Source organism: Telluria antibiotica (genome assembly GCF_011682055.1).
Lineage (GTDB): Bacteria > Pseudomonadota > Gammaproteobacteria > Burkholderiales > Burkholderiaceae_D > Telluria > Telluria antibiotica.
Genome location: NZ_JAAQOM010000013.1, coordinates 227,900 through 251,748 on the forward strand (window position 1 = coordinate 227,900; position 23,849 = coordinate 251,748).

General features: G+C 59.8%; 11 protein-coding genes and 3 pseudogenes. 10 read left to right on the forward strand and 4 right to left on the reverse strand.

The window, feature by feature from the left end; all coding sequences use genetic code 11:
- Window positions 1–119: 119 nt before the first annotated feature.
- Entirely contained in the window at window positions 120–6,260 is a 6,141-nt protein-coding gene (locus HAV22_RS21420; RefSeq protein ID WP_166861787.1) for an AAA family ATPase, read from the reverse strand.
- 328 nt (window positions 6,261–6,588) lie between these two features.
- Between HAV22_RS21420 and HAV22_RS21425 the strand changes: the two genes are divergently transcribed.
- The 9 genes from HAV22_RS21425 to HAV22_RS21465 all read left to right on the forward strand — a co-directional run bounded on the left by HAV22_RS21425 (window position 6,589) and on the right by HAV22_RS21465 (window position 21,187).
- Window positions 6,589–7,281 (forward strand): IS6 family transposase, encoded by a 693-nt coding sequence (locus HAV22_RS21425; protein ID WP_166861788.1) that lies wholly within the window; start codon window positions 6,589–6,591, stop codon window positions 7,279–7,281.
- A gap of 667 nt (window positions 7,282–7,948) precedes the next feature.
- Complete coding sequence (locus HAV22_RS21430; protein ID WP_166861789.1) at window positions 7,949–8,818, forward strand: endo alpha-1,4 polygalactosaminidase; 870 nt, start codon at window positions 7,949–7,951, stop codon at window positions 8,816–8,818.
- Between the two features lie 83 nt (window positions 8,819–8,901).
- Window positions 8,902–12,795, forward strand: a complete 3,894-nt coding sequence (locus HAV22_RS31850; protein ID WP_166861790.1) for a tetratricopeptide repeat protein — start codon at window positions 8,902–8,904, stop codon at window positions 12,793–12,795.
- A complete protein-coding gene (locus tag HAV22_RS21440; RefSeq protein ID WP_166861791.1) occupies window positions 12,783–13,325 on the forward strand; it encodes a penicillin-binding protein activator LpoB in 543 nt (180 codons plus the stop codon). The genes HAV22_RS31850 and HAV22_RS21440 overlap by 13 nt, the downstream gene beginning before the upstream one ends.
- Window positions 13,326–13,328: 3 nt before the next feature.
- Window positions 13,329–14,744, forward strand: a complete 1,416-nt coding sequence (locus HAV22_RS21445; protein ID WP_166861792.1) for a PelD GGDEF domain-containing protein — start codon at window positions 13,329–13,331, stop codon at window positions 14,742–14,744.
- Window positions 14,737–15,852: a hypothetical protein gene (locus HAV22_RS21450; RefSeq protein ID WP_166861793.1), complete on the forward strand. Its 1,116-nt coding sequence runs from the start codon at window positions 14,737–14,739 to the stop codon at window positions 15,850–15,852. The genes HAV22_RS21445 and HAV22_RS21450 overlap by 8 nt, the downstream gene beginning before the upstream one ends.
- Window positions 15,849–17,432 (forward strand): GT4 family glycosyltransferase PelF, encoded by a 1,584-nt coding sequence (gene pelF / locus HAV22_RS21455; RefSeq protein WP_208296301.1) that lies wholly within the window; start codon window positions 15,849–15,851, stop codon window positions 17,430–17,432. The genes HAV22_RS21450 and pelF overlap by 4 nt, the downstream gene beginning before the upstream one ends.
- Window positions 17,433–17,436: 4 nt before the next feature.
- Entirely contained in the window at window positions 17,437–18,807 is a 1,371-nt protein-coding gene (pelG, locus tag HAV22_RS21460) for an exopolysaccharide Pel transporter PelG (RefSeq protein WP_166861794.1), read from the forward strand.
- 439 nt (window positions 18,808–19,246) lie between these two features.
- Window positions 19,247–21,187 (forward strand): Agd3-related carbohydrate deacetylase, encoded by a 1,941-nt coding sequence (locus tag HAV22_RS21465; RefSeq protein WP_166861795.1) that lies wholly within the window; start codon window positions 19,247–19,249, stop codon window positions 21,185–21,187.
- A gap of 475 nt (window positions 21,188–21,662) precedes the next feature.
- On the opposite strand, the pseudogene HAV22_RS31910 reads toward HAV22_RS21465, so the two are convergent.
- Window positions 21,663–21,895 (reverse strand): annotated as a pseudogene (locus tag HAV22_RS31910) (hypothetical protein); the annotation flags it as partial.
- Window positions 21,896–22,171: 276 nt separating this feature from the next.
- Here HAV22_RS31910 and HAV22_RS31340 point away from each other — a divergent pair.
- Window positions 22,172–23,164 carry an endo alpha-1,4 polygalactosaminidase gene (locus tag HAV22_RS31340; RefSeq protein WP_208296302.1) on the forward strand — a complete coding sequence of 331 codons (993 nt, stop codon included), beginning with the start codon at window positions 22,172–22,174 and terminating at the stop codon, window positions 23,162–23,164.
- A gap of 224 nt (window positions 23,165–23,388) precedes the next feature.
- Here the strand turns inward: HAV22_RS31340 and HAV22_RS21480 are convergent.
- Window positions 23,389–23,625: pseudogene (locus tag HAV22_RS21480) on the reverse strand (transposase); the annotation flags it as partial.
- A 98-nt stretch (window positions 23,626–23,723) separates the two neighbouring features.
- Window positions 23,724–23,849: pseudogene (locus HAV22_RS31915) on the reverse strand (IS481 family transposase); the annotation flags it as partial.

Consider the following 23,849-nt stretch of genomic DNA (forward strand, 5'->3'; position numbering starts at 1 on the left):
CACGTTTACAACGACAAAATAAAAATGCCGCTCAGTCTTAACTGAACGGCATTACCTCGAATTCGGGGGAATTGGTGCCGGCCCCGGTCGACGACGCGTCGACGATCGCCGACCGGTGATTACCGGCTGCCCTGCGTGTCGGGATGATGTTGCCGATGCACCTCGATCAGGCGCAGCACGGCCTGGGACTGGTACCTCCTGGCGAGCCCACTCAGATTGTCGGTAAAAGCGCGATAGCGCTCGTCCTGGCTCGCCAGGCGGTTTGCGTACGCCACGATGTCGTGCATATTGCCCGCCCGGGCCAGCCGGTTCAGTGCCTCCATGTCGTCCGCCGGAGGAATCACAAGCGAAGGCGCTTCGCCTTCCGGCTTGATGCCTGCCGGCGCATGGATCCATTCCAGCCGCAGCAATCCGGCCATATGGTCCAGCAGCTTGTCCGCATCGAGTGGCTTCGGCAGGAAGGCGTTCATCCCGGCGGCCAGGCTTTGCTCGCTGTCGCTGGCCGACACGCTGGCCGACATCGCAATAATCGGCACGCCCCGGAAAGCTTCCTGTTGGCGCAACTGGCGTGTGGCTTCCAGTCCATCCAACTCCGGCATGACAATGTCCATCAGGATCAGATCCGGCCGCAGGCTTTGCGCCTGTTCCACGCCTTCGCGGCCATTGGCGGCATCGGCCACCTCGAAACCCAGCGGCGTGAGCAGATCGGTCACCATCGCCCGGTTCTCGGCGATATCGTCCACCACCAGCACCTTCCTCCGCAGCCCCGTGTAGCCGGTCACGTTTTTGCTTGCCGCCACGGCCGATGCCGCTTGCACCGGCTGCGCGTTCACCTCGAAGCGGAATACGCTGCCCTGCCCGACCTGGCTCTCGACCTCGACCTCGCCGCCCATCAGGCGCACGTATTGGCGGCAGATGGTCAGGCCCAGCCCCGTGCCGGCAACACGCCGCTGCCTGTCGCCAGCCTGCTCGAACGGCTCGAAGATCAATTTCAACTGATCGGCGGCAATGCCGGTGCCCGTGTCACGCACCTCGAAAAGCATCCGGTCCGGCGGCACGAAGCGCACCCGCAGCGTGACGCGGCCACTGTCGGTAAACTTGACGGCATTGGACAGCAGGTTCAGCAGTACCTGGCGCAGCCGTTTCTCGTCGATTCGGATCGATGGTGGCAGGTCGGGCACGAGATCGCATACGAATTCCAGCCCCTTTTGCGCCGCCTTCACGCCTACGATCTCGCTGATGGTCTGCACGAAGCGGACCAGCGGGACAACGACCGGGTAGAGTTCCATCTTGCCGGCCTCGATTTTGGCCAGATCCAGGATATCGTTGATGAGGGTAAGCAAATGCTCGCCGCTCTTCTTAATCACGTTCACCCCGGCAAGCTCCCGTTCACCCAGCGTGGAGGTGCGTTCCAGGATCTGGGCATAGCCGAGGATGCCGTTCAGTGGCGTGCGCAGTTCATGACTCATGTTGGCCAGGAAGGCGCTCTTGGCGCGGTTGGCGGCTTCCGCAGCATGCCGGGCTTCCCGTTCGGCCTCGGCGCGCTTGCGCTCGGACAGGTCGAGCACAAATGCCACGCCGTGGTCCGGCGAGTCGTCGAACAGGACGACGCCGATCAGCACCGGAATGCGGCTTCCATCCTTGCGGATATATTCTTTTTCGAAAGGCGGTGCGCTGCCGGTCCGCCTGAGCTCCATGACGGCACCTGCATCGATCTCGATGTATTCCGGCGGCGTGATTGCGGTCCAGCTCAGTGTGCCGGACTGTACGTCCTCCCGCGAATATCCTGTCATGCGCAGGAAGGCATCATTGGCGTCGGTGATGTTGCCGCGCAGGTCCCAGAAGAGGATGCCGATGATGTTGGACTCGACCAGGCGCTGGATGCGGGCATGGCTGTCGCGCACGTCCGCATACAGCCGGGCATTGTCGAGCGAGATGGCGGCCTGGGACGCCAGCAGTTCCAGCACCTGGACGCGGCCCGGGTTGAAGGCGTGGGTGGCCAGGCGATTTTCCAGGTACAGTATGCCGACCAGGGCCGATTGGCGCAAAATCGGCAGGCACAGGACGGATTTGGGATGTTGCTGGGCAAAATAGGGATCGGCTGAAAACGGGTGCGCGGCGGTTGCGTCCATCAGCAGTACCGGTTCCCGGCTGCGCCGGACATACTGGAGGATGGCCAAAGGCAGGTGTGCGTGCGGCAGCGGTTCTCCGTTATGCCGGATCACCTGTACCGCCTCCCGCTCGACCCTGGCCTCGGCCGCCAGCGCTAGCTCGTCGTTCCGGACCAGCAGCAGGCAGCCCGTCTGGGCGCCCGCGCTTTCGAGCATCAAGTGCATCAGGGTGTCGATCAGTTCGTCGAGCAGGATCTGTCCTGAGATGGCTTGCGACGCTTTAGCGACCGACAGCAGGTCGAGCCGGGTTTCGCCCTCGGTCGGGGCCGTTGCGCACTCGATGTACCTGCGCAATTGTGGAAACGACCGTTCGAGTTGGCTGACTTTGCCCTCGGCACCCCATCGGGCATAGCAGGTGCGCGCCTGCTCCAGATGGGCATGGCCGGAAGTCGGCAGCCCGCGTGCAAGGTAGAACCGGGCGGCGAGCTCGTGGGCGATCGCCTCGTTGTGCACGAAGCCGTTGTCATGTGCCGAGCAGATGGCCTGCTCGTAGAGGTGCATGGCATCAAGGTCGCGGTTTTCCAGTCGGGCGATCTCCGCGCCGACCAGGGCGGCGCGGTTGTCGAAGTTCGCCGGACAGTGCGTTGCCCAGGCCCGGATCTGCCGGAGGTGTGTAGCCATGGTGTCCAGATGCGGCGCGCGTTGCTCGACGGAGAGGGAATCGCAGAACGCCGCGCGCGACAACGCACTATAAAAGGGATATTCCGCTGTCTCGAACAATCCGTTCGACGTCCATAGCAGGGGTTCCGCCCGCGCCGCAGCGGCAATGGCAGCCGCAGGGTTACCGGCCAGGAAGTGCCCCTGCAGCTTGCGGACCCAGTACCAGCACTCGGCAAACGCCAGCCTTGGGTTGTGGGCGTATCGGCACTCAGTCTGGTGTTCGTCGAATTCGCTGTCGTCAAAGCTGCCGAATTCCGTCGTCAATCCGCGCAGCATCCGCACGAGCCCGAGCTGTGCGGCGACGATATCGACGACGAGACCGAAGCGCGCCTTACGCGCGAAGGCGATTCTCTGTTCAGCTTCCTGCTGCACTGCGCCGAGCGGGTCGCCTGCCGCCAGAGAGTTCGTACCCAGTGTGGCGCAGCTGTAGCCGGCAAACGTGAGGTCGCCCTGCCTGTTGGCGATTTCGAATGCACGATGGAGATAGTCACGGCCGGCCAGGATGTGTTGGGCCCAAACGACGATGAGCGCGCCGAAAAGAAAATAGGTACTCGCTTCGAAGCGCTTCAGGTTGCGTTGTTCGGCCAGTGCGCAACCGAGCGGGCCGAACTGGAACCCGGCCTCGTAGTCGCCGAAGAGCGGGCCGGCGATGACGGCGAGCGAGACGAAGGCGAAACTCGAACCGTCGCAATTACCGCGATCGAGGATGAGATTGACCGCCTTGCAGACAGTCAGGGCATTCAGGTTCACGTCGGTAAACTTGGTCGGCGATCCGATCTTGTTCAGTACGTCGAGCGTCGCCAGCGATGCCGGGTCGCTCATCATCGGCAGGTCGATCAGTGACGCGATCGCGCGGCCGCGGAGCTGCTCGCGGACCCTTGCATATTCCCGTCGCGCCTCTTCTTGCGAGGGGTGCTGCAACCAGTCGATACCCTGTTTTCGCAGGTAGTCCAGGCCGACCGAGACCGCAAGGTCGCTGCGATCCAGCGTCGTGTACAGGTCCACGCGCAGGCACGTCACAGCTGCCTGTTCAACAGTCGTGGTGGCGCGTCCCGACAGCACGGCCAAGTGCGCGTCCGCTTCAGCCAGCGCCCCCGTCAGGAATTCGCATTCGGCCCGATTTAGTTCCAGCTCGAAGATCAGTGCATGCCGATGCGTCCAGCAATCCTCCATTAGCAGGGCCGCGCCTGCTGTGAAATACGCCAGGGCCGAGGCATGGGCCGCCGCCGTCTTCGCGCGCTGGCCCGCCAGCAGGTTCAGTTCGGCGATCCGTTCGCGTTCCTCCGGCGACACGACTAGGCTACTACCGCGATTGAGCTGGCTGACCACGTCAAAGATCCGTTCCACGAGCGCAACGGACGGCAGGCCGGATGCCAGGAGGCGACCGATGGAGAGGTGGAAGTCGGCCCGCGCGTCAGGCGCAATCAGCGAATAGGCTGCTTCTTGAACCCGGTCATGGAGGAAGGTATAACTGTCGTCCTGGCGATAAACCAGCCCTGTCTCTTCGGCCTCCCATAGCAAGGTGTGGACAGCGTCCGCAGGGCAATCAAGGATGAGGCCGAGCGTGGCGGCGTCGGTGGTATTGCCCAGGCAGGCGAATCGGATCAAAGTGTTTTGCGATTCCTGTGACAGGCGGATGAGCTTTCCCAGCAGCAAGTCCACCACATTATCCGTGTATCCCTTGGCATGAATGCGCGGCAGATTCCAGCACCATGCTCCCTCGCCGGCATCGAAGTGCAGCAGCTTTTCCTCGGCCAGGGTGGACAGGAACTGGCGGGTGAAAAAGGGATTGCCGCCAGTCTTGTCGAGTATCATTTGCGCCAGCGGCTGAGCCGCTGCAAATGGGCAATGCAAGGCTTCTGCAATGAGCTGCGCGACGTCATCCAGGGACAATGGAGACAGCCGGATGCTTTGCACGAGCCCGCCCTCCTGGCGGATCGCTTCCAGGCGCTGCGTCAGCGGATGATTGTCATCGACTTCGTTGTCACGGTATGCGCCGACCAGCAGCACGTAGCGCACGTCCGGATGGGTGGTGAGATCGGCCAGCACAGCCAACGTGCCCGCATCGACCCACTGCAGGTCGTCGAGGAACAGCACCAGCGGATGTTCCTGACGGGCGAACGTGCCGAGAAAGCGCCGGAACAGCAACTGGAACCGGCCTTGCGCTTCCTGGGGCGGCAAGTCGGGCACGGGCGGCTGCGGGCCGATGACGAGTTCGAGCTGAGGGATGAGATTGACCATGAGCTGGGCAATAGGATCCAGCGCTTCCCGAAGAGCGTCCCGCCAGTGCGCGATTTTGGCATCGCTCTCGCCCAAAATCTGGCGCAACAGAAGTCCGAACGCTTGCGCCAGCGTGGCATAGGGGATGTCGCGCTTGTACTGTTCGAATTTGCCGGCGATGAAGGAGCCGTGCTTTTCCAGGATCGGCTGTTGCAACCCATTGACCAAGGCCGATTTCCCCACCCCGGAATATCCAGCCACCATCACCAGCATCGGCCTGCCCGTCGTGGCCACCGTGTCGAACGCGGCCAGCAGCGCCGCCTGTTCCCGCTCGCGTCCGTACAACCTGGGCGGGATCTGGAAACGATCAGGCACGTCCCGCGCGCCCAGTGCGAACGGCGCGATCGCTCCAGTCGCCTGCCATTCGGACAGACAATGCTCCAGGTCGGCCAACAGGCCGCCCGCACTCTGATACCGCTCCTCCGGCACCTTGGCCAGCAGCTTGAGCACGAGGTCCGACACGACCGGGGGAATATCCGGGCTCAGTTGGCTCGGGGGAACAGGCAGGCGGGCAAGATGGCAATGAGCCCATTCCAGCGGATCCTCGGCCTGGAACGGCAGTTGTCCGGTCAGCAGGCGATACAGCAGGATCCCCAGCGAATAGAAATCGGTGCGGTAATCGGTCTGGCGGTTCATGCGCCCGGTCTGTTCGGGCGAGACATAGGCCCAATCGCCGGCAACTGTCTGGCGGAGGGCCGTCGCACCCTCGCGCGAAGCCGCCTGGCTCACGTCCGCCAGTTTCACCAGGCCCGCAATCAGGAGGTTAGCCGGGCGCAGGTCGCAATGCGCGCTGCCAGCCGCATGAAGTGCCGCCAGCGCGCGGGTCAGCTGGATTGCCATGGCGAGCGCCTCCGGCAGGGAGATGCTTGGTTGGCGCGCCAGCACGGCCTCCAGGCTCTCGCCGGCGAACGGTTCCAGGAGTAGGGCCACGCGCGGACCGTCCTCGATCAGCGCGAGCGGCCGGAGAATCTCGGGAACATAGAGGGATTGCAGCAAGACGTATTCATGCCGCAGGCTGTCAGCAGCACTGTCTCGCGCCGGAAGCTTGACGAGAGCGGCGGTGCGGTCCTGGACATGCCGGGCGCGGTAGATCTTGCCGCCGGCTGTCGCGGTGACCTGCTCGAGTACCTGATAGTTGCCGATATTCATCGCACATCCCAGCTTGGAATAACGTATGAATTGCAGCGATTGTGTCTGACTTCTCCTGCTCTTGCAGCGTCGCGCAGGCAGGCAAGGTTCCGTTCGGACAGCCTCCTGTCCGAATGACAACCACACGTTATGGTTTAACCACTATAGCACCGAGGCTAATGCACGGTGCATGCCATGAGGAATTTCATGCGGTGGTGCGACAAGCACGCGGCCTTACCGCGCAGCGCTGGAGTGCCGCTAACACACAAGACACAGTGGTTGTGTCGCATTGACGACGATGCAGTCCGGGTCGGGTAGACTGTGGCGCCCAAACACTTAATTATTTGACATGCTGAGCTTCAAAGGAATGCGTTTTCCAGCCGACGTCATCCTGGTCTGCATCCGGTGGTACGCCGCGTACCCGTTGAGCTACCGGCACCTGGAGGAAATCATGGATGAGCGCGGCGTGTCGGTTGACCATTCAACGCTCAACCGGTGGGCTATCCGATTCCTGCCGCTGATCGAGAAGCTGTCCCGTAAGCATAAGCGGAAGGTCGGCACGAGCTGGCGGATGGATGAAACGTACATCAAGGTCAAGGGTGTCTGGAAATATCTCTACCGTGCTGTCGACAAGGAAGGGAAAACAGTCGATTTTCTGCTGACAGCACAGCGTGACATGGCCGCCGCCAAGCGCTTCTTCGAGAAAGCGATGCGTGAGAACGGTGTGCCGGAGAAGATCGCGATGGACAAGAGCGGCGCCAACAAGGCCTCGATCGACGAGATCAACGGGGCCCTGGCTGTCCCGATCACCGTGCGGCAGGTCAAGTACCTCAACAACATCGTCGAGCAGGACCATCGCACGGTCAAGCGCGTGACCAGGCCGATGCTGGGCTTCAAATCGTTTCGCGCGGCGGCCAACGTGCTCGCTGGCGTCGAGCTGACGCACATGATCCGCAAGGGCCAGTTCGTCATCGATGGAGCCGCTTCGATGTCGTTCGCCGATCAATTTCACGCGCTCGCAGGACACATTCGTCCAATGTAAGCCGAGGTCACGCTCGGCTCAAAAAATCCGTCCCGCACTCAACAATGCGACAGAACCCAGCTCGGCGCCGCTTGATGCGAAATCGTTTTCACCCGCACGGTCGTCGGTATTCATTTGGCAATCTCCGGTTCGCAGACCATTTATTAATAACGTTCAGAATCGGGTCCACGCCGTCGGAAATATGACTTAGCTTCTATAAGGTCGAATAACGTAAGGATGCCCATACCCCGTCAAATCGCAATGCATAATCTTGCATTCAATAATGGGCGGCAATGCCGTTGAATATCAGCGCGTAATACCAAACACGTAGACAAACGTACTGGTTTTTTTAGGCAGAGATTCCTATTGCCCGGCCCAGTTTTTAACCGCAGAATATAGTTTGATTTAAATCAAACTCATGCCGCATGAAACGCAATTGCAAATGCACTTGTTGATGCTTGGCAAATCTTTCTAGTCATGTAATGTGCTGGCGAGCTAATTTACAAAAATGGTTTTAGTTAATGCGCAGGGAGAAAGCAGGCCTTGAGTTCATTAAATGCCGCGAATATTGCAATAGATTAAGTAAATATGTTAGATGGATCACGATGTATTTCGATCCAGCATCATTGTGAAATCTAATGAAGGAAAGCGGCGATATATATCGCTGGTTTATTTCGGGAGGGCGATAATGAGAACGATGCTTATGACAGTATTCGGCTGCGCTATTTTCGGTGGCTCGACATTGCTTGACCGCGCAACCGCGCACGGCAACGCCGAGAAGACTGTCGCTTTCTATTATGGGCCCACTCCTCCACTCGAGGACATGGTAGGCATAGACATGGTCATTCTAGAGCCGGATCACGTCGCCCGACCAGAAGTGGCACTTCAGCTCGCGGCGAAACGTCGCCAGGCTCTGTTTGCGTACGTTTCGATCGGCGAGATTAACGTAACTCGAAACTATTTCGCCCAGGTCCCGCGGCAGACTCTACGCACCGAAAACAAGAACTGGGGCTCCTGGATAGTCGATCAAACCTCGCCATTGTGGAGAGAGTTTCTTCTGACCTCGATCATCGAACCGCTATGGCGCCAAGGCTGGCGTGGATTCTTCCTTGACACGTTGGATTCCTATCAACTCTTCGCGAAAACAGATTTGGAGCGCGAACGTCAGCGTCAAGCGCTTGTCGAAACCATTAAATACCTGAAAGCGCGGCATCCGGACGCAAATCTGATATTCAACAGAGGATTTGAGTTACTTCCCGACGTATCCCAATTCGTCCACGCAGTTGCCGCCGAGTCCCTGTACCGCGGTTATGACGCTGTGAAAGGACAATATGGCCAGGTCACACCGTCCGACAGAGCCTGGTTGACCGCGCAACTCGCAAACGCGCGGGACCGATACGGCCTGCCAGCGATTGCGATTGATTATGTAAGCCCCACAGGTCCTGACACTTGTGCAGAGACGATGAATACGGCCTCGCTAATCCGCGCGGCCGGCTTTATCCCTTGGGTGACGGATGTAACGCTCAATTCGCTTGTCCAACTGCGTTGCCCGTCATGAAAAACGGTTTGCAATTTAACGGGCCGGAACGTCGGCGACCTGAGTGGCACTCGTACGAGGCTCCATATCAACGCAGTCGCCTGGTGACGTCCTGGACGGTCGGCGGGCTCGGTACGTCGCTTGCAGTGATCCTCGCCCTCGCCTTTCCACGACAGTCCATCGAAACGCGGCTGGCACAGAGCTACAAGAACAAGAAACCCGACCAGCTCACCGTTGGCTACCTTGAGGCGTTCCTGCGCACCAATCCACGGTCCGGGCATCTCCGGCTGAAACTGGCGCGCGAGCTCATTCGTCTGGGGTCTGTTGTTCAGGCCCGGACCATCATTGCACCGCTGCTCGATTCGAGGGATCCGGCATTGCGTTCCGAGTCCTTGTGGATCGATGTCGAGATACTCGAGCAAGAAATGTTTGCAGCAGCGGACTCCCCAGTCGTCTGGAGTGCCCGGTCCGAGGCGCTGAAAGGGCGCATCGATGCCCTTGTTGAAGACGCACAGGAACCAGATCATCTCATGCGCCTTCTTTCCAAGACCCGCAGCCTTCGGTTCGAGGAACAGGAATTTGCCGTGCTCACGCGTATGGCGACCCTCCTCCGGGGAATCAGCGCTGCCCAGTATGTGGAAGCGGCCCACATTGCAGTCGAACTTCAAAAGCCGCGTGCCGCCGCCGTCCTCTACTTTCGCGCAATGGGCGTGAGCGACACGACCGAAGAGCGCCGCGAAAACTTCTTGCAGGGTTTGTTTGCACTTCGCAGCGGCGGGCTACTCGACGAAGTGATCCCGGCCGCAGACAACCACATAGGCCAGTTGGCGAACGACAGCACGACCCTGCTTCGGCTGATCGAGCTGGCCCGCTCAGTCAATCGGCCAGACGCGGCGCAACGTTACGCGCTTGACCTGGTTCGAGCAAACAGGCTGTCAGAAAACCATGGAGACGCCGACCGTCATATCACCGGGGCTCGACCACAACCTGGTGCCTTCATCGCTCGAGCCGCATGGACACTCGCTTCGGCATCCCCACGCATTTTCCGTGTCGGCGGGAAGGACGAGCCCGGGATCGTGAATTTGCCGTTCGACGAACAGGCATATGAGACTGCGTTCAGCACTTTCCTCGCAAACAGGGACATCTCCGATGCACGCCTGCTCGCCGAATCGGCGGTACGGCAGCGCCCGGACGACATGAAGTGGCGTAAACGTCTTGCCCAGACCAGCGAATGGAACAGTATGCAGCGCGCGTCACTTTCCCATTGGCTCGCTTACGCGCGGCGCAGCGGCGATCCCGAGGGATGGTCCAGTGTTTTGCGTCTGGCCGAATACCTGCATGAGCGTGCGGCATTCGAGGAAGCTCTGACGCACAAGATCGCAAGCGACCCTGGCAATCCCGATGCACTCCAGTCCCTTGCGAGACTCAAGGCGGCGGCAGGCGACGCGAAAGGCGCGATATCCCTTCTACGCACTGCGGCATCGGGCAAGGTGGACAAGAACACCCTCAAGAACATCCTCGAGACCATGGCAGCGGTCGCAGAACGGTCCAAGCGCCAGGATGACCTCCTCTATGCGCTGCGACGGATGCAGAGCGAGCTTGGCCAGGACAGCGGACGCGCTCTACGCATTGCCTCGACGCTTTACCAGCGTGGAGACAACATGGGTGCGCTCGCTGCGATGGACGCGGCCAGTAGCGCTGCCCGGGCAGATGACACCGAATTCTGGCGCACCTATGGCCAGGTCGCGATCCTGGCCGGATCCAACGATCTCGCGGTCCGCGCATATGCGCAAATCATACAGAGAGACGCCTGGAGCGAGTCCGATATCACCGCATTGCAGGAAGTACTCCAGAAGGAAAATCCGCTGGCTGCATCGCGTGTAGCGATGTTCGGATTCGAAAAGACCGGTAACAAGAGACTCGCCTTCGATGCGCTTGCGCTGATGGCGCGGGCCGGGGATACAGGAGGCGCCATCGAGTTCCTCGAAGCGATGCCGGCTGAGCGCATCGAGACACTCAGGGCAGACCCTGCCTTCCTTTCCCTCGAGGCATTCGTGCAGCAAGCTGCCGGGCGCACCGAGCAAGCCAACGGCACGATCAGGCGGGCGCACGTACTCCGTCCGAATGATCCTGATCTCCGCTCTGCGCTCATGTGGTCCCTGATCGCGTTGCACGACATGACAGCATTGCGGCGATCCATGCAGGCGTGGGCGCATGACGCAGAAGACCAACAACAGCTATGGGGTCCCTTCGCCGCTGCCTGCATGACTTTGAACCGGCCGACGGACGCTCTGCACTGGTTTAGAAAGCGCGGCTTCCCTCGCAACGATTACCTCTGGCTGATGAGCTACGCCGACGCGCTCGACGCCGTCGGCCAGTCGGATCTTGCCTGGCGCATTCGCCGGCGCGCGTGGACAGGACTTCGGGACCCGAGAACCCTGGCCAAAGGGGATCCGGACCAGCTGGCGCAGATGCGCAACCGGATCGCTCTGTTGGCGCCATTGTTCATGAACGCGGACGACGCGCTACGTGTCGTACAAGCCCTCCTACGCGTCGACGTAAAAAACCTGGACGCTCCCCTCAAGCTGCCTGACGCTCCCAAAAGCGGGGCGGATCTGATCCGACAGGTTTCTGCCATCAACGGCGCGGACACCCGCAGCGCAGAAGCCAATCGTGACCGGTCTGCCAGTCCGTCCGCCCTGTTCGCCGCTCCGGCGGCCCGCAAGCAGCGCGAGGACGAAACCCTTGGCGCTGGCGCGCGTGAGGTCGCATTGGCATGGGCGATGAGCCACGAGGCCAATGACCTCGCAAGGGCATGGCTGGCGACACGCTACTCGAGCCAGATCGCGAAACCGTTATGGGCCGAATTCTCGCTGGTACTCCAGTCCAATGACAAGGTCGCACTCGCAAACCTTCTCGACACGTCACCGGACTGGCTGCCCACGCTGGACAGAATCGAAGCCGAGCAAAGGCTGGACCGGCTGCCGTCTGCACAATCCACGGCCTTCAACGCGCTTGAGCAGCTTCCCGACAGCGACGCTCTGCACACACGATTTACGGACCTGGTCAGCACACAGGCGCCCGCACTGGGAGCTGAGCTTCGCAGTTTCCGACAGTCGCCACTGCGTGGAACGGTTCGGTCGCTCCGTGCTGGCGCGCGGGCGGGAGGTAACGTTGACGTCTTTGCGGAGAGTGTCGAGAGCATGTACTCGACCGAAGATCCGACGCAACTGTCACATGCCCTTCCCCGCGACACCATGTTGTGGCTGTTGGCGCGACACACAACCTACACCGGGTATGTCATGGCTGGGCTCATGTACCGGAAGGCCGGCGTGCACTCGACCGGGGCGCGGATCGAATGGCAGGAGGAGATCGTACGTGGCACCACCATCGTTGCGACCGCTGGTTGGCACATGCCGGCCATCGAATCCGTCCTGCTCCGCGTTGGCGGCCAGCGCACCGGCGCACAAGTCAATCTTACCCAGCAATTTGCGCGCACCGAATACGCCCGCCTGACCGTTGGCTGGCAACGGTATGCCTCGCTGGCCGGCACGGCGCTCGGGCATGGGACCAACTACACTCTCGAGGCAGGGTCCAGCCTTCGTACCGATTACCCCAACATCCTGATCCGTGCTTATGCCTCGGGGATTTCCACATCGTCGAATGGCAGGACGGACGCACAGATCGGTCGCTACCTCCCGCCGGGAGCAGCTCCGGGCTCGATTCCCATTGTCCCGGACGGCGACACGGTTTTCGGCGTGAGCCTAGGCATCGGCAACAGCATCGATGGCACCTACTCACGCGCATTCCGACCATTCGCGGAACTGGGAGTGACTTCCAGCCGCATGGCCGGCACCGGCTTCAACGGCATGATCGGTGCCGTCGGCAGTGTCTTCGGTAGCGACATGCTGCGCGTACGCGTGCAACGCATCTCGGGCACAACCTTCAACCCCAGTGGATTTCGGCAAATAGGAGTCGATTACAAATGGTACTTCTGACCCGGTGGATGACGCCCGCCCTACTTTTGACTGCGTCCATGTTAGCTGCCAGTTGCTCGACGGTGGAGGTAGCCCCTGCGCCGGCCTTCGATGCCGGTGCCCGATGGGGATTACTTCCCTTCATCAACAACACCGAGACTCCGCAGGCAGGGCTTCGCGAAGAGTCCATCGTCGTGTCGCTACTGCGCACCAGCAGCCCCGTGGACCTCGAGCACTACCCGCACGAACTCAATGACGAGACATTGTTCGAGCCGGCTGACCGCAAGGGCCGCCAGGCTGCGCTCGACTGGGCAAGCAGCAAAGGTGTGCGCTACGCAGTAACCGGGAGCGTGGACGAGTGGCGTTACAAGGTCGGCGTCGATGGCGAACCTGCCGTTGGCATCACCGTGGAGGTTGTCGACATCCGCGATGGCAAGGTCATCTGGACTGCTGTTGGAAGCGGCACCGGATGGAGCCGGGAGGCGCTCACCGGGGTTGCCCAGAAGCTGACCCGCAAACTGATCGTCCCGATCGCCAACGCCAAGCTGTGAACCATGCGCGACCACGACCAACCCCTCATCGAGGATCCGCCGGCGCGGCAACCCTTGTTGCGCCGGGCCTTCCCGGATACCAGGAAGGATCCTGTTGCCGAACCTGCGGTGTGGATCGGGCGGGCCATCGAATCCACACTGATGTGCCTTGCCGGGGTCGCCTTGAATGGATGGATCAACCCGGCTGACCCATTGGGCGTGCATGCGCAGTTTCCCTGGCTATGGACCATTCCCGTGCTTGTTGCGATGCGCTACGGCACCTCGATTGCCATCCTGGCGAGCATGGTCTTCCTCGCCACCTGGCTCGCCCTGCGTGCATTGCATCCGTCTGTTGACTTGACAGGCGGGGTGCGTGCCGAACGATTTCCGCACGCCTTTTTTGTCGGCGGAACGATATGGACTCTGATCTGCGGCCAGTTCTCCGATGTCTGGAGTGACCGACACCGGCGCGTATTGGCAGCAAACCTGTATTTCAAAGAGCGCCTGCAGATCGTCACGCGCAACCACTTTCTGCTGCGTCTGTCGCATGAGCGGCTCGAGCGCGACATGCTCTCCAAAACGCTGACGCTGAGAGAAACCCTGCAGCGCTTACGCGCAATCACGCAGAAAGAGCACAGGAGTGGCAACACACTCCCCGGGATCGATGACTTCCTGCGTGTGGTAGCCCAAGGATGTCAGTTCGAAGCGGCCGCTGTCCATCGGATCATCCATGACGGCTGGGTTGAGGCGACGCCGCATGCCTATCTCGGGCCGAAGGCCACCCTTGACGTGAATGATCCCATGGTGCGGCAGTGCATGAGCGTGCGCAAGCTCTCGCACTTGCGCAACATCGACGCGTCCGAGCAGACATCGCGTTACGTCGCATGCGCCCCGTTGCAGTCCTCCTCAGGGCAACTCCTGGGGGTGCTGGCAGTGTCAAAGATGCCGTTCATTGCATTGAACACGGGAAATCTCCAGCTGATGACGGTCCTGGCCGGCTACTACGCCGACGGTGTCGAACACGAGCATGCTGCCGCCGCCATCGTGACGCGGTTCCCGGACATCCCTAACGAATTCGCCCTCGAGCTGGTGCGCCTGTGCCGGACCCGGCGCGATGCGGGCATCGCGAGTTCCATGGTTGCGCACGTGTTCGACGATACCGAGCAGGGCCAGGCGCTATTCGAGCAAGTGCGAAGCTTGCGACGCAGTATCGACATGCAATGGGCTTTCAGCGACCAGCACCACAGGCTGGCGATCACACTTCTACCCATGACCGGGATCGAAGCAGTCCAGGGCTACATCCTGCGCATCGAGTCGGCCCTGAAACGATACCCGGGCACGCAGACGCCTTCGGCCCATATAGGCACGCATACCGTGCAGTTGGGACGACTTTCATCTGGCGATACGCTTGCCCGACTCCTGGAAAAGTGCCATGAATAAGCTCTACACGATCCTGGGTATCGCGGGCCAGTTCGCCGCACTCCTCTACGTTGCCGACATGGAGGCGAAAGCCACTCACGCCCTTGTGTTCCTCGCCCTGCAGGGCGGCGCCAGCGCACTGCTGGCGCTCGGGTCTTATAAGCAAATTCATGCTGGCAAATCAGCGCGCCCATCGCACGAACTTGTGTATCTGTTCGCACTGAACATGACCATGCCGGTCGCCGGCCTGGCGAGTCTCGCACTCGGCCAGTACCTCGCCAAACGATTTACGCTTACACGTCATGATGACAACATTACTACGCTCGACGAGCCGTGTTTCACGCTTCATAGAGGCCGTGAAGGCTACTCATTCCGAGGAGGCGAGGTGCGGGCGCGCCTACTCAACAAGGATACGCCGACCAACCAGAAAATGGGTGCTCTCGCCTCGATCCAGGAGACGCCGGCACGAGTGACGCGGGACATCCTGCACAGCCTTCTGACCGATTCGTGTGACGACATACGGCTGCTTGCCTACGGCATTCTCGACGGCAAAGAGAAAGAGGTCACGCGCCGCATCCTCAAGTTGGAAAAGAGGCTTGCCAGGTGCGGACGGAGTGAGGCGAAGGAAGTACACCACCAGTTGACCGAGCTGTACTGGGAATTGATCTATCAGTCACTGGTACAAGGCGACCTGCTTGTCCACTCCGCGGAGCAGATGCGCACGCATGCCCGACTGGTACTGGAACATGGCGACGACGCCAGTATCTGGTTCCTCCTTACCCGGCTCGAACTGGCGATGAATAATCCGGACGCAGCGCAGTTGGCCTTTGACCATGCCTGCCGATGCAGCTGCGCACCCGAGCGCCTGCTGCCGTATCTCGCAGAGCTCAGGTATCTACAACGGCGCCACCTCGACGTGCGTGCAACCCTTCTCCGCCTTGCCGGGATGGGCGTTCCCTCCCTCGAGCCTGCGATGCGTTACTGGCTGGGGGGCGCGACCGCCCCCGACACCGACACCGGGGATCTGGCCGGCGTTGACGCCATCCTGCCAGCGCGCGGGCGCTCCGAAGTGAGCACACAACCGGATGCCCCCGCTGCAGCACGAGCGTATCGGCAGGAGCTCCAATGAGCCAGCAGCCACACACCAGCAAGCGCGCGACACAGACGTGTGACGTCATGCTTCTTCTCGAGGGCACCTTCCCTTACGTGAGCGGCGGCGTATCCAGCTGGGTCAACCAGATCATCCGCGGCTTTCCTGACTTGTCCTTCGGGATTTGCTTCATCGGCGCCCGGTCGGATGACTACGGCGAGCCCAAGTATGCGCTGCCCGAAAATGTCGTTCATATGGAACGGCACTTCATGCTCGAGGAGCACGATCTGCCCCCAAAGCGGCGTAGCAAGGGAAACCAGAAGGCATTCACTACAGTGCGTACGTTCCACGAGTCACTGCGATCGGGAGCGTCCGTGACCACCCTGAACGCTTTTATGAACGAAATCGTGCCCCAGCTCCCCGAGGGCAGGCACCTCGACGCGTCGGAATTCTTGTACAGCAAACAGGCGTGGGAATGCATCGCCGAGGAGTACGAACGCCACTGCACCGACCCATCCTTCATCGACTATTTCTGGACGGTGCGCATGATGCACATGCCCGTCTGGAAGTTGCAACAAATTGCGCAGGACCTTCCGCCGACGCGCTGCTACCACTCGGTCTCCACCGGATACGCGGGTTTTCTTGGAGCCCTCCTCAAGCACCAGACCGGCCGCCCCCTGACCCTGTCGGAACACGGCATCTATACGAAAGAGCGGAGGATCGATCTGTTCCAGAGCACGTGGATCCACGATAGCCGCGGTGTCTTCGAGAAGGACGCGACCCAGGCTCCGTACTTGCGTGAACTGTGGATCCGGTTTTTCGAAGCGCTCGGCAAGATCTGCTACGAAGCGTCGGACCACATCGTGGCGCTTTACGAAGCGAACAGGCTGCGCCAGGTTGCCGACGGCGCGCCAGCGGAGCGGACCTTGAACATCGCCAACGGCATCGACCTGCGACGGATCGAAAAACTGCGCGCTTTACGGCCGCCGTCGCCGCCGCCGGTACTGTGCCTGATCGGGCGAGTCGTCCCGATCAAGGACATCAAGACATTCATTCGCGCCATGCGCACCGTGGTCAACCAGCTGCCTGACGCGCAGGGATGGATCGCCGGCCCGGAAGATGAGGATCCTGCCTACGCGGCCGAATGCCGAAGCATCGCCGCCAACCTGGGCCTCACCGAGAATGTCAAATTCCTGGGCTTCCAGAATATTGCGGACATCCTTCCAAAAGTCGGCCTCATCGTCCTGTCCTCGATCAGTGAAGCGCTTCCCCTTGTATTGCTGGAAGGTTTTGCTGCAGGGGTGCCCTGCGTGGCCACGGACGTCGGCTCCTGTCGTCAACTGGTCTACGGACTGGACGAGAAAGACAAAGCACTCGGGGCGGCCGGAGAAGTCGTCGGCATCGCCGAGCCAGAAGAATTTGCGCATGCAGCCATTCGCCTGCTGTGTGACAAGGCGCGCTGGCACGCGTCCCAGGCAGCGGCAATCGCACGTGTCGAGCGCTACTACACGCACGACATCATGTTCGGGAAGTACCGTGCAATCTACAACTTGATGCTCACGCACCCGCCTGCTGCGGTCGCGCCCACGCGCCGCGGGTGTCCGCATTCGAACGGGTGATGTGATGGCCGGCATTGGATTCGAACTGCGCAGGATACTCAGACGGGACAACCTGCGCTCGCTGATCGAAGCATATACCCTGGCCGCTATCCTGGGATCCGGTCCGTGGATCCTCTCGATGGTCGGCATCGTCGTCATCGGCCTGTTGAGCTATGGCGTGGCAGGTCCGGACATCGTCCTTGCCGAATTCCAGGCGAGCATCCGGTATGTGATTGCACTGTCGTTGATCCTTACGGGCCCGTTCCAGCTTGCGTTCATACGGTTCACCGCCGACCGGATGTACGAAAATCGGCTCGATGTGGTCGTGCCAAACTACCGTGCGGTCTCCCTTGTCGTCAGTTCGCTGGCCGGCACGGGCGGTATCGTCGGCGTCTGGCTACTCTTCCCCGGACAGAGTCCCGCTTACCGGATCCTGCTCGTCACGTCCTTCGTCGTGGTCTGCAACATCTGGATCGCCACAATCTTCCTGGCCGGCCTGAAGCAGTACAAGGAGATCGTCTGGCTTTATGCGCTGGGCTACGGCATCACCCTGGCCGCATCCCTGGCCTTGAGAACCCGCGGCCTCGAAGGCCTGATGTTCGGATTCGTGTTTGGACAGGCGTTTCTTCTAGCCGGGATGCTCGCCCTGATCTTGCGCAGCTTTCCGGCCAGTACCTGGGTTTCGTTTGCATTCTTCCGCAATGGCTGCACGTATCCCTCGCTCGTGTTGATCGGGTTGTTCTACAACCTCGGCGTGTGGGTGGACAAGTTCCTGTTCTGGTACACCCCGTTCCTCGGCCAGCAGGTGATGGGGCCATTCAACGCCTCGCTGATTTACGATTTGCCTGCCTTTCTCGCCTATCTGTCGATTATCCCGGGGATGGCAGTGTTCCTGCTGCGGATGGAGACCGACTTCGTCGAGCATTACGAAGGCTTTTACGACAGCGTCCGCGCCGGCGGGTCGCTCAGTCAGATTCGAAAACAGCGCAACCGGATCGTGCTGACAGTGCGCATCGGCGTGCTCGAACTCATCAAGGTGCAAGCAGTGACGACGCTGCTCCTGTTCGTGTGGGGCGAACGCCTGCTGGTCTGGATGGACATCTCGCCACTGAACCTGCCACTGCTCTACTTGCGCCTTATCGGCGCCGCTCTACACGTGCTCTTTCTCGCGATCCTGAACGTCTTTTTCTATCTTGACCGACGCATGATCGCCCTCTGGCTATGCGTCGGTCTGACTGTTCCGAACCTCCTCTTTACGCAGGTCAGCATCATGCTCGGTCCGGAATACTACGGCTACGGCTTTGCGGTGGCGATGCTCGCCGTTGTCCTCACCGGCCTGCTCGTTCTTTCGAAAACGCTGGAGGAACTCGAATATGAAACCTTTATGTTGCAGTGAAACCGAGTTACCCGGACCTGCATCGGGCGCCCGGTGCATGGATTTTTCAACCCTGGAGCACCCGCCACCAACGCGTACGAAGCCCGGCGGCTCAACAACCCAGCACATTTTTCTGACCATGGAGACGACATGAAAGCGAATACTTCAAGATCCCTGGCGACTTTGACCAGCATCGTTGCCTGTCTTGCCATCAGCGACGGACTGGCTTACGCCCAGACCTCCCCGGGGACCACCCCGGCAACGTCCGCCACGGGTACCACAACGACAGTCGATACCTCCGTGACCGTCCCTGGCGCAACCAACCGCATGATCCGGAAAGCGAAGCGCCCCGTGGGTGCGCAGGTGAAGCCGCGCGAGTATCCAAGCAAGCCACAGCATGCCGTGGCGAGGCTGCGCTAGTCATTCTTCCACTAGAACGAACCCACCAACAGGAGTTGACATGTACTCTTTTTCTGACCTCATCAAGCGAACCGCCGTGCGACGCGGCCAGCGACGCCTTGCTGCAACCTTGCTGTGCGGGGCGATGCTGGGCATTGCCACGGGTGTCCTCACATCGCTTCCAGCGTCTGCGCAGACGCAGGTTCCGGCGACCTCCATCAATATGCGCATGTTGGTCGTATCGGCCGACGGCACGGAGCCGGTCCTGGCCGGTATCAAGTCGATACTTGACCAGTTAAATGTGCCCTATGACGTGTTGATTGCTTCTCAAACGCCATTGACCGCCTCGACGCTTTCCGACGGCAACGGCAATGGCTACTATCAGGGCATCTTCCTTACCACCGGCAACCTTGCCTACGATGCGGGGGGAGGCAACTGGCAAAGCGCTTTGACGGCCGATCAGTGGCAAACACTGTGGCAGTACGAAACGACGTTCAGGGTGCGGCAGTCGACCCTGTACACCTACCCGGTTGGCGCACCGGACAATTATTGCCTGTCGATGCCAAATCCGCAGGGCACTGACACCAACACGACGCCGGTGAATGCAACGCTCACCACAGCGGGAAAGAAAGTCTTCAGTTACCTCAACCCGAGCAATCCGGTCAGTATCCAGAAAGCCTGGACTTATCTTGCGCAACCCGGCACCGGCGGTACGCTGACGCCTCTGCTGTCGACGTCCAGCGGCAATCCCATCGCATCCATTTGCACCTATGCGGACGGAAGGCAGAATCTCACCATCACGACCGATGGCAATCCGGACCTCATCCACACGCTGTCGCTGGGCTATGGGGTGATCAACTGGGTCAGCAAAGGTGTGTTCCTCGGCGAACGCCACGTGTACATGGCGCCCCAACCGGACGACATGCTTCTCGACGACGACTTGTGGGACGTCGCGCTGCATACGACCAATTCCAACCTGTCGTACCGGGTCTCGGGACCGGACTACAACAAGCTCATCCAATGGCAGTCCACGATGAATGCGGCTCACCCGAACAATGCGAAGATCACCCTTGAGATACCCTTCAATGGAGTCGGCGCAAGCGGTGAGTACCAGAATGACACGCTCACACCCGCCATCAAGAAGAACGATTTACCGTTCCGCTGGATCAGCCATACCTGGGACCACGAACTCCTGACCGGAATGAGCTATGCGGACTCCACCAATGAGCTCGCATGGAACAACACCCAGGCGAAGAATCTCAGGCTGGTCAAATATTTTAAAGACAGCATGATCCAGCCGGAGATCTCCGGGCTCGACAACCCATATTTCCTGCAGGCGGCATGGGATTTCGGCATCCGTTACATTCTTTCCGATACCTCCCAGCCGGGGTGGAACAACCCATCGCCGAATACCGGTTTCTACAGCACCTACGTCACCGGTCTGCTGATCATCCCGCGCTATCCCACCAATTGCTACTACAACGTGCACACGCCCGCCGAGTGGGTGGATGAGTACAACTCCTTCTACGGGCCTTCCGGCACCATGCCGTACTGGGATCATAACCTCAGCTATGCCGAGATCCTGGACAAGGAATCCGACATATGGCTCAGATACCTCCTCAAGTACAGCATCAACCCGGTGATGTTCCACCAGGCTAATCTGTATCCCTACGACGGGAACAACAACGTCATGGGTGACCTGATCAACCGTACGCTGGCAAAGTACAACGCGATCTCTACGTTGCCGATCGTCAGCCTCGCACAACACGACATCGGAGTGCGCATGGCCTCCCGCATGGCGTACAACAATGCCGGGGTCAGTGCGAGGCTGATACTTGGAAGCACCTCCAGCCAGATTCAGGTGACCGCCGCGAACTCGGCCACCAACGTCCCCATCACCGGCGTGTCCGCAGGCACTACCGAGAAATACGGCGGTCAGACCATCTCGACCATAACGGTCAGTGCGAGTAGCACCGTGACGGTCGCTGGTCCTGCCTGGTAGTGGTCATCAGAATCAGGCCAACGGAGGGGTGACTTTGTGGGGCGCAAGCAACAAGATGCATACTCGTCCCATGGGCAGTCCGTAAGGATCACCGGTTCGAAGCCGGCCCCCTTCTTATTCAGAAAATGTCAGCACGCTGTCGGCGATCCGACCCGGAAGACAGGCATGTTTCCGGCCGAACCGCACGCCACCTTCATTCCCCGCTGTTAGAACGCCGCCATCTTCCGCCCGGCTCGTCCTGCATGCCGGTCAGGAGGTCGCGGCGCTTTCTCACTTTCGTCCGTGCGACAGCGCGATGAAAAATTCGCGTGCATGGCGCTCCTTCTTGACCGCGATGCGCATCTCGTGCTTGCATTCCGGTCTCTTCAGATCGTAGCCGCACGCTATAGCGCTCGCGGGCACCCTTCTTCTGCAATTCCATGTGTACGACACACAGCCGATCGCGCTGTCAGCGGGGCTGTTGATCACCTCGCCGCTTTTGTCGGCCCAGGTACCTGGTCATCCAAGCTTCCAGCGCGCGCTCGACCAGCATCCTGGTGAGCTGTTTGAGCAGGCCGTCTCGCCCGTCAAATCCTCGGATTTCGGCCAGTTCGCCAACAGGCCGTTGGCCACTTTGAGCAGTTCCGGATTCGACCTGGCCCGTTGATATTTTTTATAACGGTCATTGTTTCTCTTGCAGCGCTTTTTCAATAACCATTTGATCAACATTGCTTACATTTTCATTTATTATTCAAAATCTTCAGGCAATTCGGAATAAAAATGCGGTTGACAAAGGGAATTTTACTGAGCAATACTGCGACCACAAATCGTTCGGCTGGGAAAATTCAGATAGAAACGATGACGCGCGTGTTCAATTAATTCGGCACCAATTACCTGCCTTATAAGTGGTTCAATCATATTGGCACACTTGATTAACGATTGAATCGCGATGATTTTCATCGCCTCGATCCGTAATTAGTTTGTTAACTCATTTTGGGAATTTCCGTGTTCAATAATAAATCGAGCAAACTCCTTGTTTCCGCCGCCGGCGGTTTCGTTCTCGCATCCACTCTGGCTGCATGTGGTGGTGGCAATGCCGACTCAGGCGCTTCCGCGGCCAGCCAATCGCCGCAATTATTGGCGAGCATGAGCAACTCCACGCAAAAGCGCCAGCACTTCTTGAAGCCGAGGCGCACGACCAGTACCACTGCTACCGAAACCTCAACGGCAACGACTACGCCTACGACGGACACGACGGTGGGGGCCGCCGCCGCGGCCACCACTTATCCGTCCTCGGTCTGGGTGCCGACGCCCGGCACGTCGTTCCAAATCCAATTTTCGGGGACCCTGAATACAAGTATCAACGCCAAGATGTACGACATCGACGCGTCTGACACGTCGGCCACGGCCATTGCCTCGCTCAAGGCGAAAGGCATCAAGGTCATTTGCTACTTCAGCGCCGGCAGCTATGAAGACTGGCGTGAGGACGCAGCAAGTTTCCCGGCGTCGGTGTTGGGCAATACGTTGGACGGTTGGCCCGATGAACGCTGGCTGGATATCCGCCAACTGACGGTTCTCCGCAGCATCATGGGCAAACGAATGGATATGGCGGCAAGCAAGGGCTGCGATGGCGTCGATCCGGACAATGTTGACAGCTATACCAATGATACCGGCTTTCCATTGACGGCTCAGGATCAACTTGATTATAACAAGATGATTGCACAGGAAGCTCACAACCGCAATTTGTCAGTCGGCTTAAAGAACGACATCGAGCAGGTGAAAGTGCTGGCGCCGTATTTCGACTTTGCGATAAACGAGGAATGCTTCGACTATAATGAGTGCGGCGTTTACACGGCATTTACTGGCTTGAATAAAGCGGTTTTCGGCATCGAATATTCGCTCGCTCCCACAACCTTCTGCCCGAAGGCTAATGCGGCGAATATGGACTTCCTGAAAAAGCGCCTCAGCCTCGATGCGTACCGCGTTTCCTGCCGCTAAAGCTGTCAATAAGCGGCTGTGACCAAGGGAGGGCCGTCGCACCGGCCCTCCCTCATGCATTCTTTTATCTGCCCTATCCGGAAAAACGGCCACGACCCGGGAACGAATACGGCACAATCAATCGCAGCCCGCTATTCGTAGAAGCTCAGTTCCCCAACAACGCATCCTTGAAGCCCTGCAGCGCCGGCTTCGGCTGGAAATTACTAACCTTTTAGAAAGTAAAGTCATTCTGCTGCGTATTGGCACTCCGGTTGGCGAAAGAACGACTTGACCAGTTCCGGGAGCTTTTGGATGCGGCGCAGCGCGCCGAGCGCGAGCTTCTTCATATCATCACTGTTTCGCACAAGGCGGCGGCTTACCTGGCGCTTGACGTGCGCCCAGATTTGTTCGTCGGGATTCAAATGTGGCAAGTAAGGCGGCAGGTAGAACAGCTTGAGTTGGACGTCGAGCGAGGCCACGTAGTTGTTCGGCGAGCGCTTCACCAACGCGATTACCTAACTACGAATTCTGGCCCCACACACGGAATTTCTGACAGGTCCTTTATGTGGGGGGATAACCTGTCCAGTCCCGTTTGATCATAAACGCGTTTGACGAATAATTCTGGACGCTTCTTCTGCCATTCCTTGAGGGCCAGGATGGGCGTTTTTGCGTCGAGCGCACGCTGCGGAATGTGATGGTTGTACAG

Bases quoted from the DNA above. Each gene is read 5' to 3' on its own strand.
- pelF (WP_208296301.1), top strand. From the start codon at position 15,849: ATGAGCCAGCAGCCACACACCAGCAAGCGCGCGACACAGACGTGTGAC.
- HAV22_RS21450 (WP_166861793.1), top strand. From the start codon at position 14,737: ATGAATAAGCTCTACACGATCCTGGGTATCGCGGGCCAGTTCGCCGCA.
- HAV22_RS21425 (WP_166861788.1), top strand. From the start codon at position 6,589: ATGCTGAGCTTCAAAGGAATGCGTTTTCCAGCCGACGTCATCCTGGTC.
- HAV22_RS21430 (WP_166861789.1), top strand. From the start codon at position 7,949: ATGAGAACGATGCTTATGACAGTATTCGGCTGCGCTATTTTCGGTGGC.
- HAV22_RS21440 (WP_166861791.1), top strand. From the start codon at position 12,783: ATGGTACTTCTGACCCGGTGGATGACGCCCGCCCTACTTTTGACTGCG.
- HAV22_RS21420 (WP_166861787.1), bottom strand. From the start codon at position 6,260: ATGAATATCGGCAACTATCAGGTACTCGAGCAGGTCACCGCGACAGCC.
- HAV22_RS21445 (WP_166861792.1), top strand. From the start codon at position 13,329: ATGCGCGACCACGACCAACCCCTCATCGAGGATCCGCCGGCGCGGCAA.
- pelG (WP_166861794.1), top strand. From the start codon at position 17,437: ATGGCCGGCATTGGATTCGAACTGCGCAGGATACTCAGACGGGACAAC.
- HAV22_RS21465 (WP_166861795.1), top strand. From the start codon at position 19,247: ATGTACTCTTTTTCTGACCTCATCAAGCGAACCGCCGTGCGACGCGGC.